This window comes from Pontibacillus salicampi (genome assembly GCF_042434395.1).
In the GTDB taxonomy this organism is placed as follows: Bacteria; Bacillota; Bacilli; order Bacillales; family BH030062; genus Pontibacillus; species Pontibacillus salicampi.
Genome location: NZ_JBHLTP010000013.1, coordinates 245409 through 265636, shown reverse-complemented (window position 1 = coordinate 265636; position 20228 = coordinate 245409). Strand labels below are relative to the sequence as shown.

Below are 20228 nucleotides of genomic sequence, written 5' to 3'. Positions count from 1 at the left end.
TTGCTAGATATATGCTTTATTTCGGCATCTTTCTCGTTTTGTTTAATAGGTTTGTACTAATTTACATAGAAATTAAAAAGTCCTGACAGGGCTCTCCCTCTGTCAGGACTTTTTGCTGGTGCTTATTCTAGATTAATGGGTTAAATTTATCGTTTACTGCTTCTCTGATACTTTGCAGCCTTGCTTCACTGTCTGCTTTCTGATCAGATTTGACTCCATAATAGAATTTAATTTTCGGCTCTGTTCCAGATGGACGAAGACAGAACCAGCAGTCATCTTCTAAAATGAACTTCAGTACGTTTGCTTTAGGTAGTTCAATAGCTTCGGTTGTTCCTTCTTGAAGATAGGTACGAACAGAAGAGGTGTAATCCTCTACCGCTTTCACCTGTAAGCCGCCCGCTTCAGATAAAGGATTAGAACGGAAGTCATCCATAATTTGATTAATTTTCTCTGAGCCTGATTTACCTTCCATCGTTAAGGATTGCAGATCTTCCAGGAAATAACCGTGACGCTTATACAGCTCGTCTAATGCCTGGAGGAGCGTTTTCCCTTGTGCTTTCCAATAGGAAGCCATTTCAGCTGCCATAACAGCTGCTTGTACAGCATCTTTATCTCGAACGAACTCTTTTACGAGATAACCATAGCTTTCCTCATAACCGAATAAGAATTGGAACTCGCCAGATTGTTCGTATTCACGGATTTTTTCTCCGATGAACTTGAAGCCAGTTAAGGTATCAAGTGTATCAATGTTGTAATGATTCGCGATGACTCGTCCAAACTCAGACGTTACGATGGTTTTAATGAGCAATCCGTTGTCCGGAACGTTATTGGATTGGGACAGAATATAATCAAGCATCAATGCTCCTGTTTGATTTCCCGTTAAAACGGTATAATTTCCGTTTTCATCTGGAACCGCTACCCCTAATCGATCCGCGTCTGGATCTGTTCCAAGCAGAATATCGGCATGAACCTCTGTCCCTTTTTGGATAGCTAGTTCAAATGCCTGATGCTCTTCCGGATTAGGAGAAGCAACCGTTGAGAATTCAGGGTCTGGCTGTGCTTGCTCTTTCAAAATATGTACTTGCTCTAGTCCAATCTGCTTTAAGCCTTTTTCTACGAGGTCTTTGGCTGTACCATGAAGTGGTGTGAACACAATATTAAGATTGGCATCCATGTTACTGCTTGTGACTTCATTAAGCTGAATTTGCTTTAACTCCTGTAGGTAGGCCGCATCTACATCTTCATCCATCCAGCGCAGCAAACGCTTCTCTTCGATTTCTTTTTGATCAATAACACTGACCGTTAGCTCATTCTCAATGTCATTTACAAACCTAATCAACGTTTCCGCCTGTGCTGGAGGCATTTGGCCGCCATCCTCGTTATAGACTTTGAAGCCGTTATACTCAGGTGGGTTGTGGCTCGCTGTAATGACAACTCCAGCTGCCGCTCCTAAATGACGTACCGCGAAGGATAGCTCCGGCGTAGGGCGTAACGAGGAGAATACGTAAGTCGGGATATTGTGCGTTCCCAATACGCGCGCTACCTCAATAGAGAATTCTTGACTCATGTAACGGGAGTCATAGGCAACGGCAACACCTTTTTCTGCCCAATCTGAGCCAAGGCTTATTACATATTTAGCAAGTCCTTCAGCTGCGCGGCGGATGGTATAAATGTTCATTCGGTTTGTCCCAGGTCCCAGCTTGCCTCGCATGCCACCAGTACCGAATTCAAGATTTTTATAAAAAGCATCCTCTAATGATTGTTCGTCGTCTTGAATAGCTACGAGCTTTTCCTTCAAGCTTGCTTCCAAGTATTCAAAAGAGTTCCAACGCTGGTATTCATCTTTCCAATTCATATAGAACCACCCTTTGTCTATGTAGTATACTTGCTAGTCTATCACATCTCTTTAGGACAAAAAGAGAATTCTAATAATCTTGTCACGTTTCGTCAATCAGTTCCCTTTTCCGACAGTTTTCGTCACGCCCCAGATTTTCTCCGCAGCATCATAATCATTGAGACCGACATCTAAGTCATGAAAATAACGATGCAGATACAATAATGATTGTGTCGGGTCGTCATCAGAACTCGGATCCATTTTTGCCAGTGCTGTTTGCGCATGGGCTTGGATCGATTCAATATCACTCCATTCAATTTCTTCATAGCTATCTTGCCCTTGTAAATAGGAAAGCACCTTCCTCGCCTGTTCCCTCTGCTTCTGATCATCGATAGATTTATAGCCTCCGTACCCAAGAGTATTATTATAGAATGAGTGCATCTGAGCAATAAAATCCCCAAGACTTAAATCCATATCTACCTCCTCAACATACTCCTCTGTCCCGGCTTCTCCCTCAGCAGTAGTATTCTCTTCTTCTGATTCGCCAGCATCCGACTGTTGTGAAGATTCTGCACTTGCTGTATTCGTCATCTGATCAGCAGCTTCTTGCTGGGTAGAAGGATTGTCGTTCTTCCCCCAATCCATGACAAAAGATAAGTCCGGTTTAAATATCCCGTACAACACAAGACTCAATGCCACAACTGCAAGAAAGGCTACCCCAACGTACTTCAGTTTCCCCATGTCATCGTCCACCTTTATATGTATTTATTACACATGTACCCTATAAACATGAGCCCCCTATTGCCCATGAAAACAGTTCCCATATCCTAGCATCCATCATAACACATAAAATATTACAATAAATCCAAGGAGAATCCAACACTATTTATGATAATAAAAGGAACAAAATACCTATATTTCCCCTATTTTCTATTGAGAAAGGACTATTTTGGGTGAATGGGTGGATTTTGGCTAGGGTTAAGGAGGAGGTACGCGCTGTTGCTGTTATAGTTGGATTTTCGCTCTCGGAATGGGATATGTACTCTCAAAACGAGAAATGCTCTTTTGGATTAACATATGCTCTCTCCATCAAAGACAGGGACTTTCGGCCAGATATCACCCTCCACTACAAAAAAGACACCCCATTCAGGGCGTCTTTACGCTTACTCCTCTACAACGTTTTTCTTCCGCTTGAAGCCGCGTTGGAATAGGGCTACGACTTTGCGGGATAAGTCGTCGAAGTAGGTATATACAATTGGAATGAGTATCAGGGTAAAGAACATAGATACGGTCAGTCCAAAGATTATTGTGATGGCCATTGGCTGTTGTGCTTCGGAGCCTTGGCCGAGTCCTAGAGCTAGTGGAATCATGCCGAGTACAGTGGTGAGTGTTGTCATGAGTATTGGTCGTAGTCGGCTTGGTCCGGCTTCTAGTATGGCTTCGTAGCGATCGGCTCCTTTGGAACGGACAATATTGATGTAATCGACGAGTACAATGGCATTGTTAACGACGATACCAGCGAGCATAATGACCCCGATAAGGGCTGGGATACTCAGTGGTTTTCCGGTAATAAATAGTCCGCCAAGTACTCCTGTGACAGTTGCTGGCATGGAGAACATGATAACAAATGGATACAGCAGGTTCTCAAATTGGATGGCCATGACAGCATAGACCAGGAATATGGAGAAGACTAGTGCCAAGGCTAGGTCCTGGAATGATTCTGTCATATCCTCTGCCTGTCCGCCGATGGCATAGTCATATCCTTCTGGAAAATTCATGCCTTCGAGCTTTTGTTTAATATCTTCGGTAATACTTCCAAGGTCTCGGTCGAGGATGTCACTTTCGACGTTTACCTGACGCTGCTGATTTTCGCGGAGTAAGGTAACTGGTCCTTGGACTTGCTCTAGCTCTGCGATAGATGCGAGCGGAATCATGGTTCCATTTTGTGTTTGAATTTGAGTAGATTCCAGGTCACCGATTGTACTGCGCTCGTCCTCTGGCAGGATCATGCGCACATCTACCTCATCAGCGTCCTCTCGAAAGCGTGTTGCGACCTGTCCGCTGAACGACATGGAAACCTGACTCATTACCTGATCATAGGTTAAACCGTATTGGGCTGCTTTGTCCCGGTTCACCTTTACTTGAATCTCCGGCCGGCTTTCGGAGGATGATGTTTCTGGGTTGTGCACGCCTTCCACGTCATCAATCATCCATACCACCTGATCAGCAAGCTCCTGAAGAACTTCATAGTTATCGCCGTTAATCTGGATCGTGACAGGTGAACCTGTTCCTAATCCAGCTGACATTTCACTGACAGTAATTTCTGCTCCAACGATATTGGTTAAATCATCGTTAATGGACTGCATGATATCACTTGTCGTCCGTTCCCGATTATCTGGCGGGATGAGCTGCATCGTATAGGTGGCCTGGTTGGAGGTGGAGGAGAATCCTTCAAATCCTCCACCGCCGACGCTTAAGTAATTTGATTCAATGACGTCCTCATACGATTTTAGCTTTTCGTCTACTTGGTTGGTGATATCTTCTGTGCCTTCTAGAGATGTTCCGCTTGGTGCGGTTACCTTTATCTCAATTTGTCCCTGGTCGGAGGATGGAATGAATTCCGTACCGAGGAACGGTGTTAGAGCTAGACTTGCTCCAACAATAACAATGGTGGAAATCAGCGTAATGAGACGATGCTTCAGCGTCCATCGCAGCATAGATTTATAGCCATTGTTTATTTTGTTCATGAATCGATCGAACCAGTATCGACGGCCATTGTCCTTCATTGCCTTAGTTAGCAATTTCGAGGACAACATCGGTATCAGGGTAATCGATACGATTAAGGAAGCTATGAGCGAGAACGACACCGTTAAGGCTAGAGGTGTAAATAGCTCTGATGCGATACCCTCCACGAACACAATTGGTAAAAAGACGACAAGCGTCGTGGTCGTTGAAGCAATAACGGCTGGGGCGAGCTCTGAGGCTCCCTTTTTCGCCGCTTCCTTAAGCGAATAGCCATTTTGACGGTAGGAAACGATATTCTCTAAAATAACGATCGAGCTGTCGACCATCATCCCGATTCCGAGCGCCAGTCCTCCCATGGTAAGAACGTTTAACGTATTATCTGTAAAATACATCAAGGTAAAGGTGGAGATGATGGCTATTGGAATGGAGATTCCAATAACGATGGTTGCTCGAACACTTTTCAGAAACAGCAATAAGATTAAGACCGAGAACACTCCTCCGAGGATGATGTTCTGGACAACAGAGTTAATGGATTGCTTAATAAAGGTCGATGTATCGAATACGATATCAAGGCTGACGTCTTCCGGGAGATCTTTCTCCACATCCTCCATGGCACTTAGCATATTATTAGCGACCTCTACTGTGTTTCCATCACTTTTCTTAAGAACGGAAAGGACGACAGACGATTTTCCATTTACCTTAGAAATCGTGCTACTCTCTTTAAATGTATCTTCAACCGTCGCTACTTCCTGCAGCTCAAGCTGGGCGCCTTGAGGGGATATAATCTGTGTCTCACGGACATCGTCTACAGTCTCAAACTCCCCTTGTATGCGTACCTGTAAATCCTGATCCCCTTTTTCCAGCACACCAGCCGATGTAGATTGGTTGGCGGCCCCTATTGCCTGGACGAGGGAACCGGCATTTAAACCGTATTGAGCAAGCTTCGCCCGGTCCACCTGTACTTGCACCTCTCGTGTTTTACCACCCTCGATGCTGACAGAGCCCACTCCGCCTTGACGCTCAAAATAAGGAACGAGATCATCTTCGGCGATATTGGTTAATTCCTCTGCATTTTCTCCTGATAACCCGAGCCACATAACTGGGATTTGCTGCGGATCAAAGCGAAGGATACTCGGATCGTTGGCATTCTCCGGGAGAGCCGCTTTTATTTGATCGACCTTCTCCCGTACGTCCAGTAAGGCGTTATCTAGATTCGTCCCGTTCTCGAACATCATAATGACGAGAGAGGCACCTGGTTGAGATTGGGATTGTACAGTGTTGATTCCTTCTATAGAACTAACGGCTGATTCAACAGGCCGGCTGACGAGCTTCTCCACTTCCTGTGGGGCTGCATCAGGATAGCTGGTGGAAACGACGGCAATCGGCAGATCAATCTCTGGGTACAGATCGATGGTTAAGTTTCTTAGGGAAACAAACCCTAGTGCCACGATTGCAATGACAATCATGAACACCCCAACTGGTCGTTTGACGGAGGTATCGACAAGTTTCACTTAGTTGTCCTCCTTTACGATGCTGACCTTGTTGTTGTCCGAAAGTGTGAGCTGTCCCTTAATGACGACCTGGTCGCCTTTAGAAAGTTCTCCTTTCACTGCTGTCGTATTTGACTGTGCCCGGATTACCTCCACTGGAGTCTTTTTCGCTTTTTCCTCTGCAATTACGTACACAAACGACTCTCCGTTTTCTTCCAGTACAGCGGATGTCGGTACAAGGAGCTTATCCTTGACTGTAACCTCAGGCAGCTGGAAGGTTACCATCATACCCGGTTTAATAACCTTATCAGAATTGGCGATGGTTGCTTCCACGGGATACAGCCCCGTATCGTTTGTTACTGGTGAGATGTAGTTCACCTTAGCCTTAAAATCATCCTGCACGGAGGAAATGGCTACCGGAACTTCCTTCCCTTTTTCAAAGAGCTGCAGCTCCTCTGGACTAACCGTCGCCTCTACTTTAATTGGGTTGAGGCTGACCACTGTTGCCATGGGCTGTGTATTGGAGACCATGTCTCCTTCTTTTGCTTCCAGCGATACGACCTCGCCTGCTTGGTTAGAGGTAATGGCTCCATTTTGCAGCTGTCCTTTCGCTTGCTCTAGCTGGACCTGAGCTTGGTCCACCTGCAGCGCTGCCTGCTCGACACCAATCTTAGCGCTATCTAACTGTTGCTCTGCTTGGGTGACAGCCATTTCCGCTTGGGCTACAGCAGATTGACCGGCTGCTGCTTGTGCTTGCTGGTTCTGCTGCTGAGCTTGTGACAATTGCTTCGTGAGCTCCTCTACCTGGGACTGAACCCTCGTTAACTCTTCCTTCTTCACCGCGCCAGACTCTACTAGCTCCTGCATCCGCTCCTCGTTTTGACGAGCATTTGATAAAAGGCTTTCTAAATCCTCTACACTTCCAGTAGAGCCGCCCTTACTTGCGTTTTGAGCGCTCTTGGCATCGTCCAGCTGTTCTCTTGCATTAGCTAGGTTTTCCTCTGCTGCCTCCCGCTGACTAACGGCTTGGTCTAACTGCTTTTGAGCTGATTCGACGGCAATTTCCTGCAGTCGAACATTATCCTGGCTGTTGCCAGTATCAATGCGGCCAATTGTTTGCCCTTTCTTCACGACGTCGCCCTTTTCAATCGTAAGCTCTACTAATTCGCCGTTCGCTTTTGGGATAATTCCAGATTGAGCACCAGGCATCGCCCGTCCATACACTTCCTTCTCAATCTGTAAATCTCCCTTTGAGACCTTTGCTATCTTAACTGGCGTTACCTGCTCTTCTTCTGGCTCGTCACTTGTTTGATCGTTTGAACAAGCACTAATCACAAGCACCGTCCATAGCATTACCATATATATACCTATCTTCTTCACCTTTATGTACTCCCCTCTGTAGTCCTATCCATCCTTATTTAATATCCAAAAACTCCAATATCTCTTCGATGTCTTTATGAAACGGTGAGTATGCTTTAAATAGACTAAGCATCCCTTGAAAAATAACTCGCTGTGGCTCGTCATTTTCCATCTCCTGCTCCATAACGGAAATGGTGCTATAAAGGTCTGTTTTCTGGGATTCCTGTATATCAAGATACTCTATTTTACCCCGCATGCGACCTAATATGTCCTGCACGGCCTCTTCCATGTCTTTACGAGCACCTTGGGGGAAATGTTCCTGAATTTTCTCAGGAGTGATTTGCGCCTCCTCGGCTTCCTCCATCATTCCGAGGATAGCATCGTCTACACGTCTAACGATGAATTTAGATAGAGAATCTAAGTCCAGGAGTAAATCGTCAATGACGAGCCATTTAACGTACCCGTGTAAAAAGCCCTCTAATAAAATGGAGGCATCAATAACTTTTCGCTGCAGGCTGGATCCATAGATGGTCAACAGGTTGCTTCTTGCCCATCGAAAGCTATGCCGTCTTATATCTAATAAAAATTCACTCGATTCCGAATGAACATTGACGTTCTCCCGCATGTGCATAATGATAAATTCCTTGTTATTCATGAAGGTTTGCAACAGAACTTTAATTTGCTCTGCTAAGGACTCCTTTGGCTCTAAATCGAGCTTCCGAACGCGATTCACTTCTTCCATTAGTCCGTAATAATAATATTGATGTATGTGAATGAGAAGATCTTCTTTATTATTGAAATGGAGATAAAAAGCTCCCTTTGAAACACCGCCGTTATCTGCGATTTCCTGAATGGAGGTTTCATGAAAGCCTTTCTGGGCAAAGAGTTTCATTCCGGTCTCGATCAATGTGCGCTTTTTTTCGTTCAAGGTATTCACTTCCTTATTATGTATAGAAAGAGCATGAGTTAACTCCTCTATCCCTGGGTGTAGGTTCTTGCTGAATCACATGATGACTGGCTGGTCAGTTACAGTCTAACTATACTAAATACGACTATGACTGACAAGTATGTGTTGGTCGTATTTTGGTGCATCCTGGATTATCTTCTTGAATCCTCTCGAACACAAAAACCCCAGGCTCAGCCTGAGGTTGTAGATATCTTAATCTTGGACGTACACCAGTTCCTCCATTTGCTCTCTGGAATACATCGGCTGAGTTTTAAAATCCTTATTCTGTAATGTATCACGAATATGAGCAGCTATCCCCATTGCCGTACGATGCATTTGCTTTTCCAGTGACAAACCGGGGGTTGTTAAACGAACCTTAGTTCTATCTTGAAATATTATTGTACTGCCCTCATGCTCCTTTTTATGGTCATAGGCAAGCACATGGTAAAAAGCTATCCAATTACAATAAATGCTTCTAGGGGATCTAGTTGGGAACATATATATGTAGGCTTCTGGATTTATTGCCACAGGGAGCTTTGTATTGGAATGCAGTATGCGTTCCATTTGACCTCTCCTATCACTAAGCGGAGTTCCATTTGCTGCACAAGATTCGGTAATAATTTGAATTGGTGATTTATTACAATAAACAATTCGATTAGGCTCTAATATTTTGGAGGTGTACTCTAAATCCTCATTCCAGAAAACTCCCATCGTCTTCTCTGATATTAGGTATTCGCTCTTGATTTCCTTCCTTTTTCTAAGTGACTGTGCTGCCATCCCTGATATATCCCCCTTAACATACATTTTTTCAATATAATGTACAACTGAGTAAATTGTACTAAGGGAAAAAGAAGAAATCTGTCGAATTATGTTGAGAGCATGAATAATTTACCAAATTGTAACCCTTTTGTCATAAAAAGGATGCTGATTTAATAGTATCGTTTCTCTATTCTCCCTCCAAATAAAAGAGATGAGCAAATTGCTCATCTCTATTGGCTATCTTCTTCCTCTTCCATGTTCTGCTTATCTTCGCCTTCTCCTTTTTGTTCCTCAGTACCGCCGTTTTGCTGTTCTCCATCTTCTCCCATCATTTCATCTTGCTCTTCTTTCATTTCTTCATCAGACATGGAGTCGTCACCGTTCTCCTCCTGCTGTTGCTCTTCTTCTTGCTGCTGCTCTTCTTCCTCAGGTGTTTCTTCCTCTTGGGCACAAGCTGCTACTAATGCTAATGCAAAAAATGCTGCTCCCAGTTTCATATACCAATGCTTATTCATAGATTACTCCTCCTTTAAAGGTCAAATAATGCCATAAGGGCGTTCTCTTATCATGTTCCAATTCGGTAAGAATATGCACATTAGAAAATAAAAAAAACCGCTCCATAAAAGAGCGGCTTGTTACATCTATTCTTCTTTTTCACCTAATGCAAACATAATTTCTGCCTCACATACGATTTGGTCGTCTACTTTAGCAGTAGCTTTCCCTTTTCCGATGCTGCCTTTCGCACGGATAATTTCGACTTCAAGATGCAACGTATCACCTGGTGTTACTTGACGCTTAAAGCGGCATTTATCAATACCAGTAAAAAACGCAAGACGACCCTGATTCTCTTCCTTTTTAAGCATCGCTACTGCTCCGACTTGTGCTAATGCTTCTACGATTAACACACCGGGCATAACAGCATAGCTCGGGAAGTGGCCTTGGAAGAATGGTTCATTGATTGTTACGTTTTTCTTCCCTACAGCACGTTGTCCTTCTTCCAGCTCGGTAATTTGATCCACTAACAGAAATGGATAGCGGTGCGGAATAATCTCTTTGATTTGCTCTATATCCAGCATAAGAAGAGCCTCCTTATTCTTTCGTTACGATATCAATAATATGTTGCCACGTCTCCAATTTCAAGGCATCTAGTGGATTTCCATCTCCAATCACGCCGTATCCAATCATTATGCCTCCTAGTAATGCCAGGGTGCATAACAAAATAACAATAATGAGGCGCAGCCAAATCGGCAGCAAACGACGACGTACTTTTTTCTGTTGTTTGTCTTCCTGCTTATCCTGTTTTTTAACCTTTTTTGTCTTGGTTTTATTCTCAGAACCTTGCTTCTTCTGCTGTTTATTTTCTTCTCGTCGCTCGTTACGAGTGGTTGCATCATTTTGCTTTTGTTTTTCAGGCATAACTAGAGACTCCTTATTTTTCGTTTCAGCTATGTAGGTTAGCGTAATTGATTGACTAGACCCAGCATCTGATCGCCAATCGATATAGACTGACTATTAAATTGGTAAGCTCGTTGGGTGGTCATCATATCGGTCATTTCTTTGGAAAGATCGACGTTGGATGTTTCCAGGGAGCCCTGCTTCACACTTACTGCACCAGGAGCAACCTCCGCTATAATACCACCGGCATTTACCTCAGCACCATCAGGGATAGCTAACAGATTATTGCCTACTGCCTCGAGGTAACGAGGGCGGGTAGCTTCCACCATGGCTAATTGTGCTTCCTGCTGGTTCGTTCCATTACGCTCCACCATTATCGTACCATCTTCTCGAATTGTAAAGGAATCAAAGTTATCGTTCAAACGGATAGGACCATTTTGACCTAAAACCGGATTCCCATTTGACGTAACGAGGCTAACGGTTCCATCATTGTTAGCAGAGAAGGAGAATGCCCCGTCTCGAGTGTACATAGTTTTTGTTTCCCCATTTTGGGTAGTCTGAATCTGAAACATATGATTATCCTGACGTATAGCAACGTCCAAAGCGCGCCCTGTTCCTTTTAGGGACCCAGTAGTCATGTTAAGATCTGTGCTAGCGAGATAGGCACCAGAACCAATACGTACACCGTTTGGAGTTCGACGGTTAGCTGGTGGTACCTCGTCCAGGTTATCCATCTGCTGAAACAGCAAGGATGAAAAATCCGCCTGCCGGCTTTTATATCCTGGAGTATCTGTATTGGACATATTATGGCCAATCACATCTAACTTCTTCTGTAATTGCCCCATCGTAACAGCAGCTTGCATGGATGATCGTAGCATTGGGTATGTATCCTCCTCTTATCCTTCTGTACGAATATGATATCTTAGCGGACAACTCCGATTTCATTCACAGCCTTGTCCATACTTTGATCATACGCCTTGAGTACTTTCTGATTCGTCTCATATATTCTATAAGAGTTCATCATTTCTGTCATAGTTTGGGTTGGGTCCACGTTAGAGCCTTCCAAAAACCCTTGCTCTGTGGTAAAGCTTACCCCAGCTGTATTCCTTGCGTTTACAGGAGGCTGACCTTCATCCCCTTCATTCATGCGATAAAGGGCTTCCCCCTCCTTTATCATCTGGTACACATCGGGTGTATAGGAAATACCTAATGGAATAGCTTGTCCATTCGCTTGAAGGACCCCCTCTTTATCTACTTGAAACTCCATGCCAAGGGTTTGCACGGGTTCGTTATTTTGGTCCAGTACATAGTTTCCCTGCTTGGTCGTTAAAAAGCCTTCCGAATCTACTGTGAAATTCCCATTTCGTGTATAACGAAGTTCCCCGGCCTCGTTTTGTACTGTAAAGAAAAGCCCTCCGTCCTCATCAGGCATATTGCCATTGATGAGGGCCATGTCGGTACTCATACCTGTTTCTCGCGTGTCGCCCTGGGTAAAGGATGGAGTTGTTTCCTGCATATAAACACCGGTATTCAACGCACCGATAGGATTTCGAATGGGCAGAGTAGTTCCCTGTTTGGTCGGAAGAGTCTTGGACCCCATTTGCTGCATCAGCATTTCTGGGAAAGCTCGCAGAGAGCCCTGGTCAGCTTTGAAGCCAGGTGTATTGGCATTGGCAAGATTATTAGACAATGTTTCCTGTTTGCGCTGCTGGGCTATCATGCCGGATGCAGCGGTGTAAAATCCCTTTAGCAACGTATTGGTCCTCCCTTTTCGTTCTTCCTATACAATGTTCGTCTTCGGAAGCTTATCGATGTTCTCGAGCATTATACCAGTACCCTTCGCTACGCAGTTCATTGGCTCTTCGGCAACAAGAACTGGGACCTTTAACTCCTCTGCCAGCAGCTGGTCGATACCATGGAGCATAGCACCGCCTCCAGTTAAAATGATGCCTCGATCGATAATGTCAGCGGACAGCTCAGGTGGCGTACGCTCCAGCACCTGCTTAGCAGACTGGACAATGACAGAAACCGCTTCTGTTAAAGCTGTTTCAATCTCTTTCGTATAAACGGTAATAGTTCTAGGCAGTCCTGAAACCATATCACGACCACGAATATCTATTTCCTCGTTACGGGAATCTGGAAAAACAGTCGCAACATTCACCTTAATGTCTTCTGCTGTGCGCTCCCCGATTAATAGCTTGTACTGCTTCTTGATGTATTGAAGGATTTCATGATCAAATTTATCTCCCGCCATCTTAATAGAAGAGGCTGTTACGATATCCCCCATGGAAAGAACGGCTACGTCTGTCGTGCCTCCACCGATATCTACTACCATATTCCCGCTTGGCTGAAAGATATCCATGCCAGCACCAATAGCTGCGACTTTCGGTTCCTCTTCAAGGAATACTCGTTTTCCTCCGCTTTTTTCTGCTGCTTCTTTGATGGCCTTTTGTTCCACTTTGGTGATATTTGTAGGACAGCATATCAACATACGAGGCTTAGACAGAAAGCCCCGTACATTAATTTTGTTAATGAAATGTTTTAACATGGCTTCTGTAACGTCAAAATCGGCAATTACACCATCCTTCAACGGACGAATCGCTTCAATATTCCCTGGCGTACGCCCAACCATCCGGCGTGCTTCTTCACCGACTTCGAGTACTTTGCCGGTATTACGATCCATCGCAACGACAGATGGTTCGTTTAAGACAATCCCTTTTCCCTTAACATGTATTAAAACATTGGCAGTACCAAGGTCAATTCCAATATCCCGTGCAAACATTTGAGCATGTTCCTCCTAATTTATAAACTTGTTCTCCGATTACAGTTTTCTCCTAAGGTAATATTTTATCACATTTTTCTACAAAATTTGTCATAATCGAAGAAAAAAGTTCATGTCCCAAAAGATTTAGGACTATAGGCTTAACGAGCAGCTCAGCCTGCTGTATTCGCGGGCTCCTCTCTTCCTGGCTTCATCTTATATTTCTTCTTGGTTGCTTCACCGCCTCTAAGATGCCTGATGGCCTTATGGTAATCCAAAATCTCCTTTACTTCATTCGCAAGCTCTGGATTTATGTCGGGTAATCGCTCCGTCAAATCCTTATGAACAGTACTTTTAGACACACCGAATTCTTTCGCGATTACTCGTACGGTTTTTCTCGTCTCCACGATATATTTCCCAATCTTGATAGTTCGTTCTTTGATGTAATCGTGCACACCACTCGCCTCCTGATCATTGGGTATCAAAGGTGTGAAATGAGACAAGGTGATACTATAAGGGATAATGTGTAAGAGATGGATTCAATGATGTAGACACTTCTAAGACGCATGAGGACCTTTCCTCTCACCTCAAACCTTCCTGTTTACTCGGTTTGTAACAGATTATGTGCAGGCATGAGGGTTTATGCTTAAAATGTCTTGAGGGACAAGGGGTGACAAGCTTTCTTGTTCATTTTTTTCTTGTCATGAACCAAATAAAGAAGAAAAAAAGGATACCGATGAGGATGACTAAAGCAACCATTTCAACCTCTTGAGGTGTATATACATCAACAGCCTGTGGGTCAGCTGATCCGTTTCCCTCCTTCCCCTCCGAGGACTGCAACGGATTCATACCTTTTCTAATCATGAAGACGCCAACTAGTATCCATATGACCATATTAACGGATACCAGTGCACCTAACAGTAATCGTTTTCCATTGAACTTCACTATGCCAACCTCCCAAAGCTTACTCTATTATTAGTATCGACCTTCTTGAGTAATGCGTAATAAGTCCATGGACCGATTAGTGCAGGGGGTATGTATAACTGCTGTGGCACCGCTTGAAGATACAAAAGACACAACCTTATACCTATAAGCATACGAAAAACCCATTCCGTTTCAGAATGGGCCTTGTTTCAGGAGTGATGTAATTGTCGAAGGGGTAATCTAGCATAGAAGTGATGACTCATGTTGGTAATAAAATCGTTATAGGATTCCAGCAGCAGCACTTCATTTTGAGCTGCCAGGCCAAGATAATATTTTTGGAAAGGAGAAAGCTCTACAAAGGTATTCAATATTGCTATCGCTTTTCCGGTATTTCCATTTGCAATGGCCAGGTGTGCTTGTTCCGAGGGCTCACAGGAGGTAATTCCTTCTGTTTTTTTGTAATAGGCACTTAGGAACGGGATATTCTGTTCCTTTACACTAAAGTAGAATCTGGTTAACTTCCATTTTTCCGCGATTTGCAGTGCCTCTTGTAAATGAAAGATTCCTTGATCGTATCCATCAAAAAGGTAGCTCATTCCTAAGCATTGCTGTGTTTTACAGCGACGTCGTGGAGAAATGTGATTCTGCAGTATACGGTAGCCGTATTTTCTAGATAATAATAATTCATTTCGTCTCCAATGATACCGTTGCAATATTTCATATAATCGATATGTATAGGAGTCCTTTATAATAGAGGGCTCGAGCTTTTCCAGCTTCCATCCTAATTCATCGGTTAGACTGCCTATCTTATCAAACCGATTCATTTTATAGTAGCTGTATAGCTCCAATATAATCTGCATACATCGTTGTTCGTCTGAGTAAATGGTTATTTCCTTTAATTCATGCAGCATCTCAAAGCTTGATAAGTTCTGAATTTCCGCTCGGTAATAAAGCTCGTATAAACGACCCCAGGATTGTTCGTAAGGATACTTTGATAGAGTGTTCTCCTGAAGTAAAGTTTGAAACTCTTCCATATAATGATGGACGAGTAAGAATTCCAAACCATGATGACGTGCTTCCGAATTATCCATTTGCATACAATAGTCCTTAACGAGACGAGTAACATCTTTATCGTCACACATATTGGGTAATATATGAACCAGATAATATAAAGATAGGTTCGTGTACTTTGCATCTCTCAGTACAGCACCGACATCCATCACATTACCTTCTTTCCTAAATTATATGACCATTTTAATTAAACATAATATATCAAATATTCCCAATAGTATATATAGCTTCGACAAAAAAAGTTGACATTCCCCAAAAAATAATAATGAATGCTGTAATTTCTTCAAAACCTATAAAAGGAAACCTAGTAGGAACGTAAAAAACCCCCTCCGCCTAAAAAGGTGAAAGGGGTTCTTCTATAAGGTTATGCGTTTGTCATAGATATGGAAGATTGAGTATCCTCATTTGGCTCTTCTGTACCAGATTCACTGTCTTCAGGAGTATCTTCGCTTCTCTCAGCATCTTCCTTATCAGATGGGTCCTGACCTTCTTCATGGTCAGCTCCTTCTGACTGGTCACTGCTTTCTTCAGCGGATTGCTCTGTAGATTGCTCCTCAGACGCTTGCTCTTCCTCTGTTCCTTCGTTCTCTTCCTCGCCATTAGAAGCTTCTAGCTTATTTAATGGCTGATTGAAGAACTCCTCAGGGTTTAGAGCTGTGTCTCCTTTGCGCACTTCAAAGTGAACATGAACTCCTGCATCTTTACCAGCAAGATTCTTACCGGCTGTAGCAATAACATCACCTTGTTGTACTTCTGCACCAACTTCAACTAATACTTCTCCAAGACTCATGTACTTTGTCGTTACATTGTTCTCGTGAGTAAGCTCTACTAGTTGACCAAACAACGGATCTTCCTTCACTTCTGTAACCGTCCCACTAGCGGAAGCAGTTACATCAAAGACTTTGCCATCTTCTTTCGCGATACTGATACCCTTACTTTGGTAGTAACGGTTCTCGTAGAATACTAGCGCCTGCTCCTGGTCCTCTTTACTACCATTCGCATCGTAAAACTTGGTTTTGATAACAACTTCTTCGCGCCCTTCTACTGGCATGCTTAAATTTTCTGATTGCTCCATTACTGGCTCTGCGTCGTTATCCTCATAAGAAAAATCAATGCTGTCTACGTCTTCTTTCGCGCCTGGCTGCTCGGCTTGGTTATTCGTTCCTGTATTTTGGTACCAAAGCACTCCAGTTAAAAGCAAAGCTGCGGTAATTAGATACACGCTTGGGAAAAACCATTTTTTTCGGAAAACACGTTTCCAAGTATTTTTTGAAACGCTTTTGTTTTCTTCCTCTCTCATTTCATCATCACCTCAGCAACCATTCTGAACAGAAAGAGGAAGAACTATACCTATTCTAAAAAATTTTTTACACTTATTGTTCGACAAAGCTAGTTTTTTATACCTTTTCCCTATTTCGAGGCTAATTTCGGTAAATAGGAATCGATCTGGCTGATTTTCACATCCTTGTAATAATGCGCCACAATGTCCTGATACGAGTTACCTTCTTGTGCCATACCATTGGCTCCATATTGGCTCATGCCAATTCCGTGACCATAGCCTTTCGTTGTAAATATAATATGTTCGTTCTTGTATTTCACGGAGAAATCAGAAGAATTTAAAGCAAGCGCTTCTCTTATTTCTCTACCCGTAAACGATTTACCGCCGATTGTCACGGTCGACACCCGTTCACTGTCTGTCTTGCTTATATTCGATAGTGCTGGCTGATTGGATGTAATGGCCACCTCGAGCTTATCCTCTATCTGCTGCTTGGTAAACACTTGCTGGTCTACATATTTCGGTGATTCAGCATCCCACGGACTCTCTACACTGCGTAAATAAGGTATTTTATTCGGCCAATAGTCCTCTGAATTCTCAGTATAGCCATTGGAAGTAGAAAAAAAGGCTGCTGTGATTGGCTTCTCCTGATAGGTAATAATTTCACCCTTTGTTTCTGATACAGCTTGCTCGATTTTGCTCATTTTCCAGTCGTAGTCTGTACCCCAGGCTACTCGAAGCTCTTCATCATTCTTATATACCTGATGGTTAACCGTGTCCGTCACCTGTGATGAATCATCGTTAGATAGGTACTGAACGATATACGTCCTAGCTGCTAATGCCTGTGCCTTCAGCGCCTCCAATTCAAAATCTGCCGGCATTTCCGAGGCAACTACTCTGGCAACATACAATTCCAAAGGTACTTCATCCACCTCTTCTGTTTGCGAGCGTAAGACTGAGACCATCAATGCCGGGTTGTCGGCTAGCGTATTGCCCTGAGCCGATTCTGTAGGTGTCGCTACGACAGGCTGAGCTTGTTGCTCGGCATTGGATCCAATGAAAGGTATGACGATTAACGTCGGTAATACAAGAATAATGAGGATTAACCCACTTACAAATAGTATCCCGGGTTTTTTCCATGTTCTCATGCAGACGCTCCCCTCCTCTATTTACTCTACTAACATTTCTATACAACAATTGGGTTTAGTAGAACACCTTTTTATGAAGAGATTGGGCAGATGTTTAGAAGAAATCTGTAGTCAAATTGTTGGAATAGGAACGTATATTAAATGGTGTCAGCGCTTAGTGAGCGAACACGAAAAGGAGACATAGGGGGAATCATCTCGTGTTATTTACATTAGGACCATTCACTTCCGCATTGGGGTTAGCAGCAGCCTGGCTGACAACAGCTACTATAGACAAATTCCATAAAAAAAACGACTTCTCCATATCGAGAAGTCGTTTGGGTTCCTGCTTATGAGGATAGGGAAGATTTCAGATCTACATCTGTTGTCGGTCCAACATCTTCCGCAGCTGGTTCATTAATTCTTTCCACATCTGCGCCTAGCTCTTTTAGTTTCTCTGCGAAGTTAACATAGCCGCGATCCAGGTGTTTTAGTTCTGTCACACGAGTATATCCATCTGCAACTAATCCAGCTACAATGAGCGCTGCTCCTGCACGAAGATCCGTTGCTGCTACCTCTGCTCCTTGTAAATCGGAAGGACCTTCCACAATAACAGAGCGACCTTCAATTTTCAGATGAGCATTCATACGACGGAATTCCTCAACGTGCATAAAGCGGTTTTCAAAAACAGTTTCCGTAATAACACTTGTGCCTTGTGCACGAAGCATCAGGGCCATCATTTGTGATTGCATGTCAGTTGGGAAACCTGGGTGCGGCATTGTCTTAATATCGACTGCTTTCAGTTCTTTCGGTCCAATTACACGCAACCCTTCTTCTTCCTCTTCAATCGTAACGCCCATTTCTTGCATCTTGGCCATTAGAGATCGAAGGTGTTCTTGTTCTGCTCCTTTTACGAGCACATTTCCTTCCGTAATTGCTGCTGCTACCATAAAGGTACCCGCTTCAATACGGTCTGGAATTATAGTGTGTTCTGCTCCAATTAATTTCTCCGCTCCAGTAATGCGGATTGTTTCAGTTCCTGCCCCTACTACTTTTGCACCCATCTTGTTTAGATAGTTAGCAAGGTCAACGATTTCAGGCTCTTTTGCACAGTTTTCAAGGACTGTCTTTCCTTCTGCTAGTGCTGCTGCCATCATAACGTTTTCAGTTGCTCCAACGCTTGGTACATCAAAGTATATACGAGCGCCTTGTAATCGGCGACCCTCTTCTGTGTAGGCTTCAATAAATCCATTACCTACATTAATCTTAGCACCCATTGCTTCAAAGCCTTTCAGGTGTTGATCAATCGGTCTGGATCCAATTGCACAACCACCAGGCAGCGCAACCTTTGCGTGTCCGTAACGAGCAAGTAATGGTCCTAAAACAAGGACAGATGCTCTCATCTTACGAACGTATTCAAATGGTGCTTCTGTTGTCAGCTCTCTTGACGCATCAATAGTTACCGTATTCTGATTAATGTCTACATCAGCATTCATATATCTTAATACTTCACTTATTGTGTTTACATCAGCGAGAGCGGGTACTTCATGCAGGATGCTTTTACCTTCACTAGCTATTAGGCTTGCTGCGATGACAGGCAGAACAGCATTCTTTGCACCTTCTACCTTAACGGTGCCTGTTAACTGATTGCCACCGCGGACGATGATTTTTTCCAAGGTCATTCCCCTCCGCGTCCATTTTCTCTATATTAATATTCACTCGTTATTATCGGCGTTCCAAATGTAAGGGTTGTCTTTGCGCCCAATCCTTCTCGAAGCGCAATTTGAGCGTTCGCTGCAGTCCCATTCTCATAAGGTATCGCCTGGGTCCATTGGCTACTATATCCGGTAACTGAAATAAAATCTTCTTCGTTTAGTGTTTGCAGTTCTTTCATTTTTACTCTATTACTGAATTCTTCGAGTAACAAAACACCATCTATCATACCATTGTAATCCGTTTTCACACAAGTGAATATTGTGGTATTTTCTTGAAAAACACCAGTTTTCACCGCTTGAAACCTAGGAAAAAAGTCACTTATTGTCGACAATTCGGTGTTTTCCCCGGTAACGTTATATACTACTTCAGCATATGAGTGCGTATCCTTCGCTAAAAGGATAATAAAAGATTCGATAATCATATCATTTTTATGGTGGTTGGAAAGGACAAGACGTACTCTTTTGGAAGATTCATCCTTCTGTATATCGGGATATCGATCTCGTAAAGCTTCCACATAGTGTGGAACCTCTTCCGGCTTTATTTGCCGCTTCATTTGAAGAGACCACTCTGAAACGTTCAGCTCGTAGTCTTCAGCAAATGTAAGCATATCTTCCAGCGGCAGAAACTCGTCCCCGTCAACCGCTTGAGCTGTCTGGAACAATTGCGGCTGGATACACAATAGTATTACTACAATGATAGAAAAGTGTTTCAAATTAATCCCTCTCCCTTGGAAAAAATCATAATACCATTATCGTCAGGAAAGGAGGAATACATACACTAAAAGACCCCTAATAGTTTCGACATATTCAGCAGCAGAAGGGGCTACTG

20 protein-coding genes are annotated in these 20228 nt (G+C 43.4%); 1 reads left to right on the top strand and 19 read right to left on the bottom strand.

The annotated features are described in order from the left end of the window. Positions 1–127: 127 nt before the first annotated feature. From ACFFGV_RS16900 to spoIID, 17 genes are all read right to left on the bottom strand, one after another. Entirely contained in the window at positions 128–1855 is a 1728-nt protein-coding gene (locus ACFFGV_RS16900; RefSeq protein WP_377350345.1) for a phospho-sugar mutase, read from the bottom strand. A 96-nt stretch (positions 1856–1951) separates the two neighbouring features. After that, positions 1952–2575 (bottom strand): hypothetical protein, encoded by a 624-nt coding sequence (locus ACFFGV_RS16895; protein WP_377350342.1) that lies wholly within the window; start codon positions 2573–2575, stop codon positions 1952–1954. A 422-nt stretch (positions 2576–2997) separates the two neighbouring features. Further along, positions 2998–6090 (bottom strand): efflux RND transporter permease subunit, encoded by a 3093-nt coding sequence (locus ACFFGV_RS16890; protein ID WP_377350339.1) that lies wholly within the window; start codon positions 6088–6090, stop codon positions 2998–3000. Beyond that, the gene (locus ACFFGV_RS16885; protein WP_377350336.1) at positions 6091–7449 is read right to left on the bottom strand and encodes an efflux RND transporter periplasmic adaptor subunit; all 1359 of its coding nucleotides are present in this window, start codon (positions 7447–7449) and stop codon (positions 6091–6093) included. It abuts the gene before it with no gap. A gap of 34 nt (positions 7450–7483) precedes the next feature. Then, positions 7484–8356: a TetR/AcrR family transcriptional regulator gene (locus ACFFGV_RS16880; protein ID WP_377350334.1), complete on the bottom strand. Its 873-nt coding sequence runs from the start codon at positions 8354–8356 to the stop codon at positions 7484–7486. Positions 8357–8587: 231 nt separating this feature from the next. Next, the gene (locus ACFFGV_RS16875) at positions 8588–9151 is read right to left on the bottom strand and encodes a competence protein ComK (RefSeq protein ID WP_377350332.1); all 564 of its coding nucleotides are present in this window, start codon (positions 9149–9151) and stop codon (positions 8588–8590) included. 212 nt (positions 9152–9363) lie between these two features. Continuing rightward, entirely contained in the window at positions 9364–9648 is a 285-nt protein-coding gene (locus ACFFGV_RS16870; protein WP_377350329.1) for a hypothetical protein, read from the bottom strand. A gap of 126 nt (positions 9649–9774) precedes the next feature. Continuing rightward, complete coding sequence (fabZ, locus tag ACFFGV_RS16865; protein ID WP_377350326.1) at positions 9775–10209, bottom strand: 3-hydroxyacyl-ACP dehydratase FabZ; 435 nt, start codon at positions 10207–10209, stop codon at positions 9775–9777. Positions 10210–10222: 13 nt separating this feature from the next. Further along, positions 10223–10549: a DNA-directed RNA polymerase subunit beta gene (locus ACFFGV_RS16860; RefSeq protein WP_377350323.1), complete on the bottom strand. Its 327-nt coding sequence runs from the start codon at positions 10547–10549 to the stop codon at positions 10223–10225. Positions 10550–10587: 38 nt separating this feature from the next. Then, a complete protein-coding gene (locus ACFFGV_RS16855; protein ID WP_377350321.1) occupies positions 10588–11406 on the bottom strand; it encodes a flagellar hook-basal body protein in 819 nt (272 codons plus the stop codon). A 44-nt stretch (positions 11407–11450) separates the two neighbouring features. Continuing rightward, positions 11451–12281 carry a flagellar hook-basal body protein gene (locus ACFFGV_RS16850; protein ID WP_377350318.1) on the bottom strand — a complete coding sequence of 277 codons (831 nt, stop codon included), beginning with the start codon at positions 12279–12281 and terminating at the stop codon, positions 11451–11453. A gap of 27 nt (positions 12282–12308) precedes the next feature. After that, on the bottom strand, positions 12309–13310 hold the full coding sequence (locus ACFFGV_RS16845) for a rod shape-determining protein (protein WP_377350316.1): 1002 nt from the start codon (positions 13308–13310) through the stop codon (positions 12309–12311). A gap of 152 nt (positions 13311–13462) precedes the next feature. Continuing rightward, on the bottom strand, positions 13463–13744 hold the full coding sequence (gene spoIIID / locus ACFFGV_RS16840; RefSeq protein ID WP_377350314.1) for a sporulation transcriptional regulator SpoIIID: 282 nt from the start codon (positions 13742–13744) through the stop codon (positions 13463–13465). Between the two features lie 232 nt (positions 13745–13976). Then, positions 13977–14234: a hypothetical protein gene (locus tag ACFFGV_RS16835; RefSeq protein WP_377350311.1), complete on the bottom strand. Its 258-nt coding sequence runs from the start codon at positions 14232–14234 to the stop codon at positions 13977–13979. Between the two features lie 188 nt (positions 14235–14422). Next, a complete protein-coding gene (locus ACFFGV_RS16830; RefSeq protein WP_377350309.1) occupies positions 14423–15433 on the bottom strand; it encodes an AimR family lysis-lysogeny pheromone receptor in 1011 nt (336 codons plus the stop codon). 215 nt (positions 15434–15648) lie between these two features. Beyond that, complete coding sequence (spoIIQ, locus tag ACFFGV_RS16825) at positions 15649–16584, bottom strand: stage II sporulation protein SpoIIQ (RefSeq protein ID WP_377350307.1); 936 nt, start codon at positions 16582–16584, stop codon at positions 15649–15651. A 110-nt stretch (positions 16585–16694) separates the two neighbouring features. After that, entirely contained in the window at positions 16695–17708 is a 1014-nt protein-coding gene (gene spoIID, locus ACFFGV_RS16820) for a stage II sporulation protein D (protein ID WP_377350304.1), read from the bottom strand. A gap of 197 nt (positions 17709–17905) precedes the next feature. Here spoIID and ACFFGV_RS16815 point away from each other — a divergent pair, with 197 nt between their 5' ends. Continuing rightward, the gene (locus ACFFGV_RS16815; RefSeq protein WP_377350302.1) at positions 17906–18040 is read left to right on the top strand and encodes a hypothetical protein; all 135 of its coding nucleotides are present in this window, start codon (positions 17906–17908) and stop codon (positions 18038–18040) included. Here the strand turns inward: ACFFGV_RS16815 and murA are convergent. Both murA and ACFFGV_RS16805 read right to left on the bottom strand, forming a co-directional pair. Then, positions 18035–19360, bottom strand: a complete 1326-nt coding sequence (gene murA / locus ACFFGV_RS16810) for a UDP-N-acetylglucosamine 1-carboxyvinyltransferase (protein WP_377350299.1) — start codon at positions 19358–19360, stop codon at positions 18035–18037. The two genes, ACFFGV_RS16815 and murA, sit on opposite strands and share 6 nt — an antisense overlap. 32 nt (positions 19361–19392) lie before the next feature. Continuing rightward, positions 19393–20112, bottom strand: a complete 720-nt coding sequence (locus ACFFGV_RS16805) for a YwmB family TATA-box binding protein (RefSeq protein ID WP_377350296.1) — start codon at positions 20110–20112, stop codon at positions 19393–19395. Positions 20113–20228: the final 116 nt, after the last annotated feature.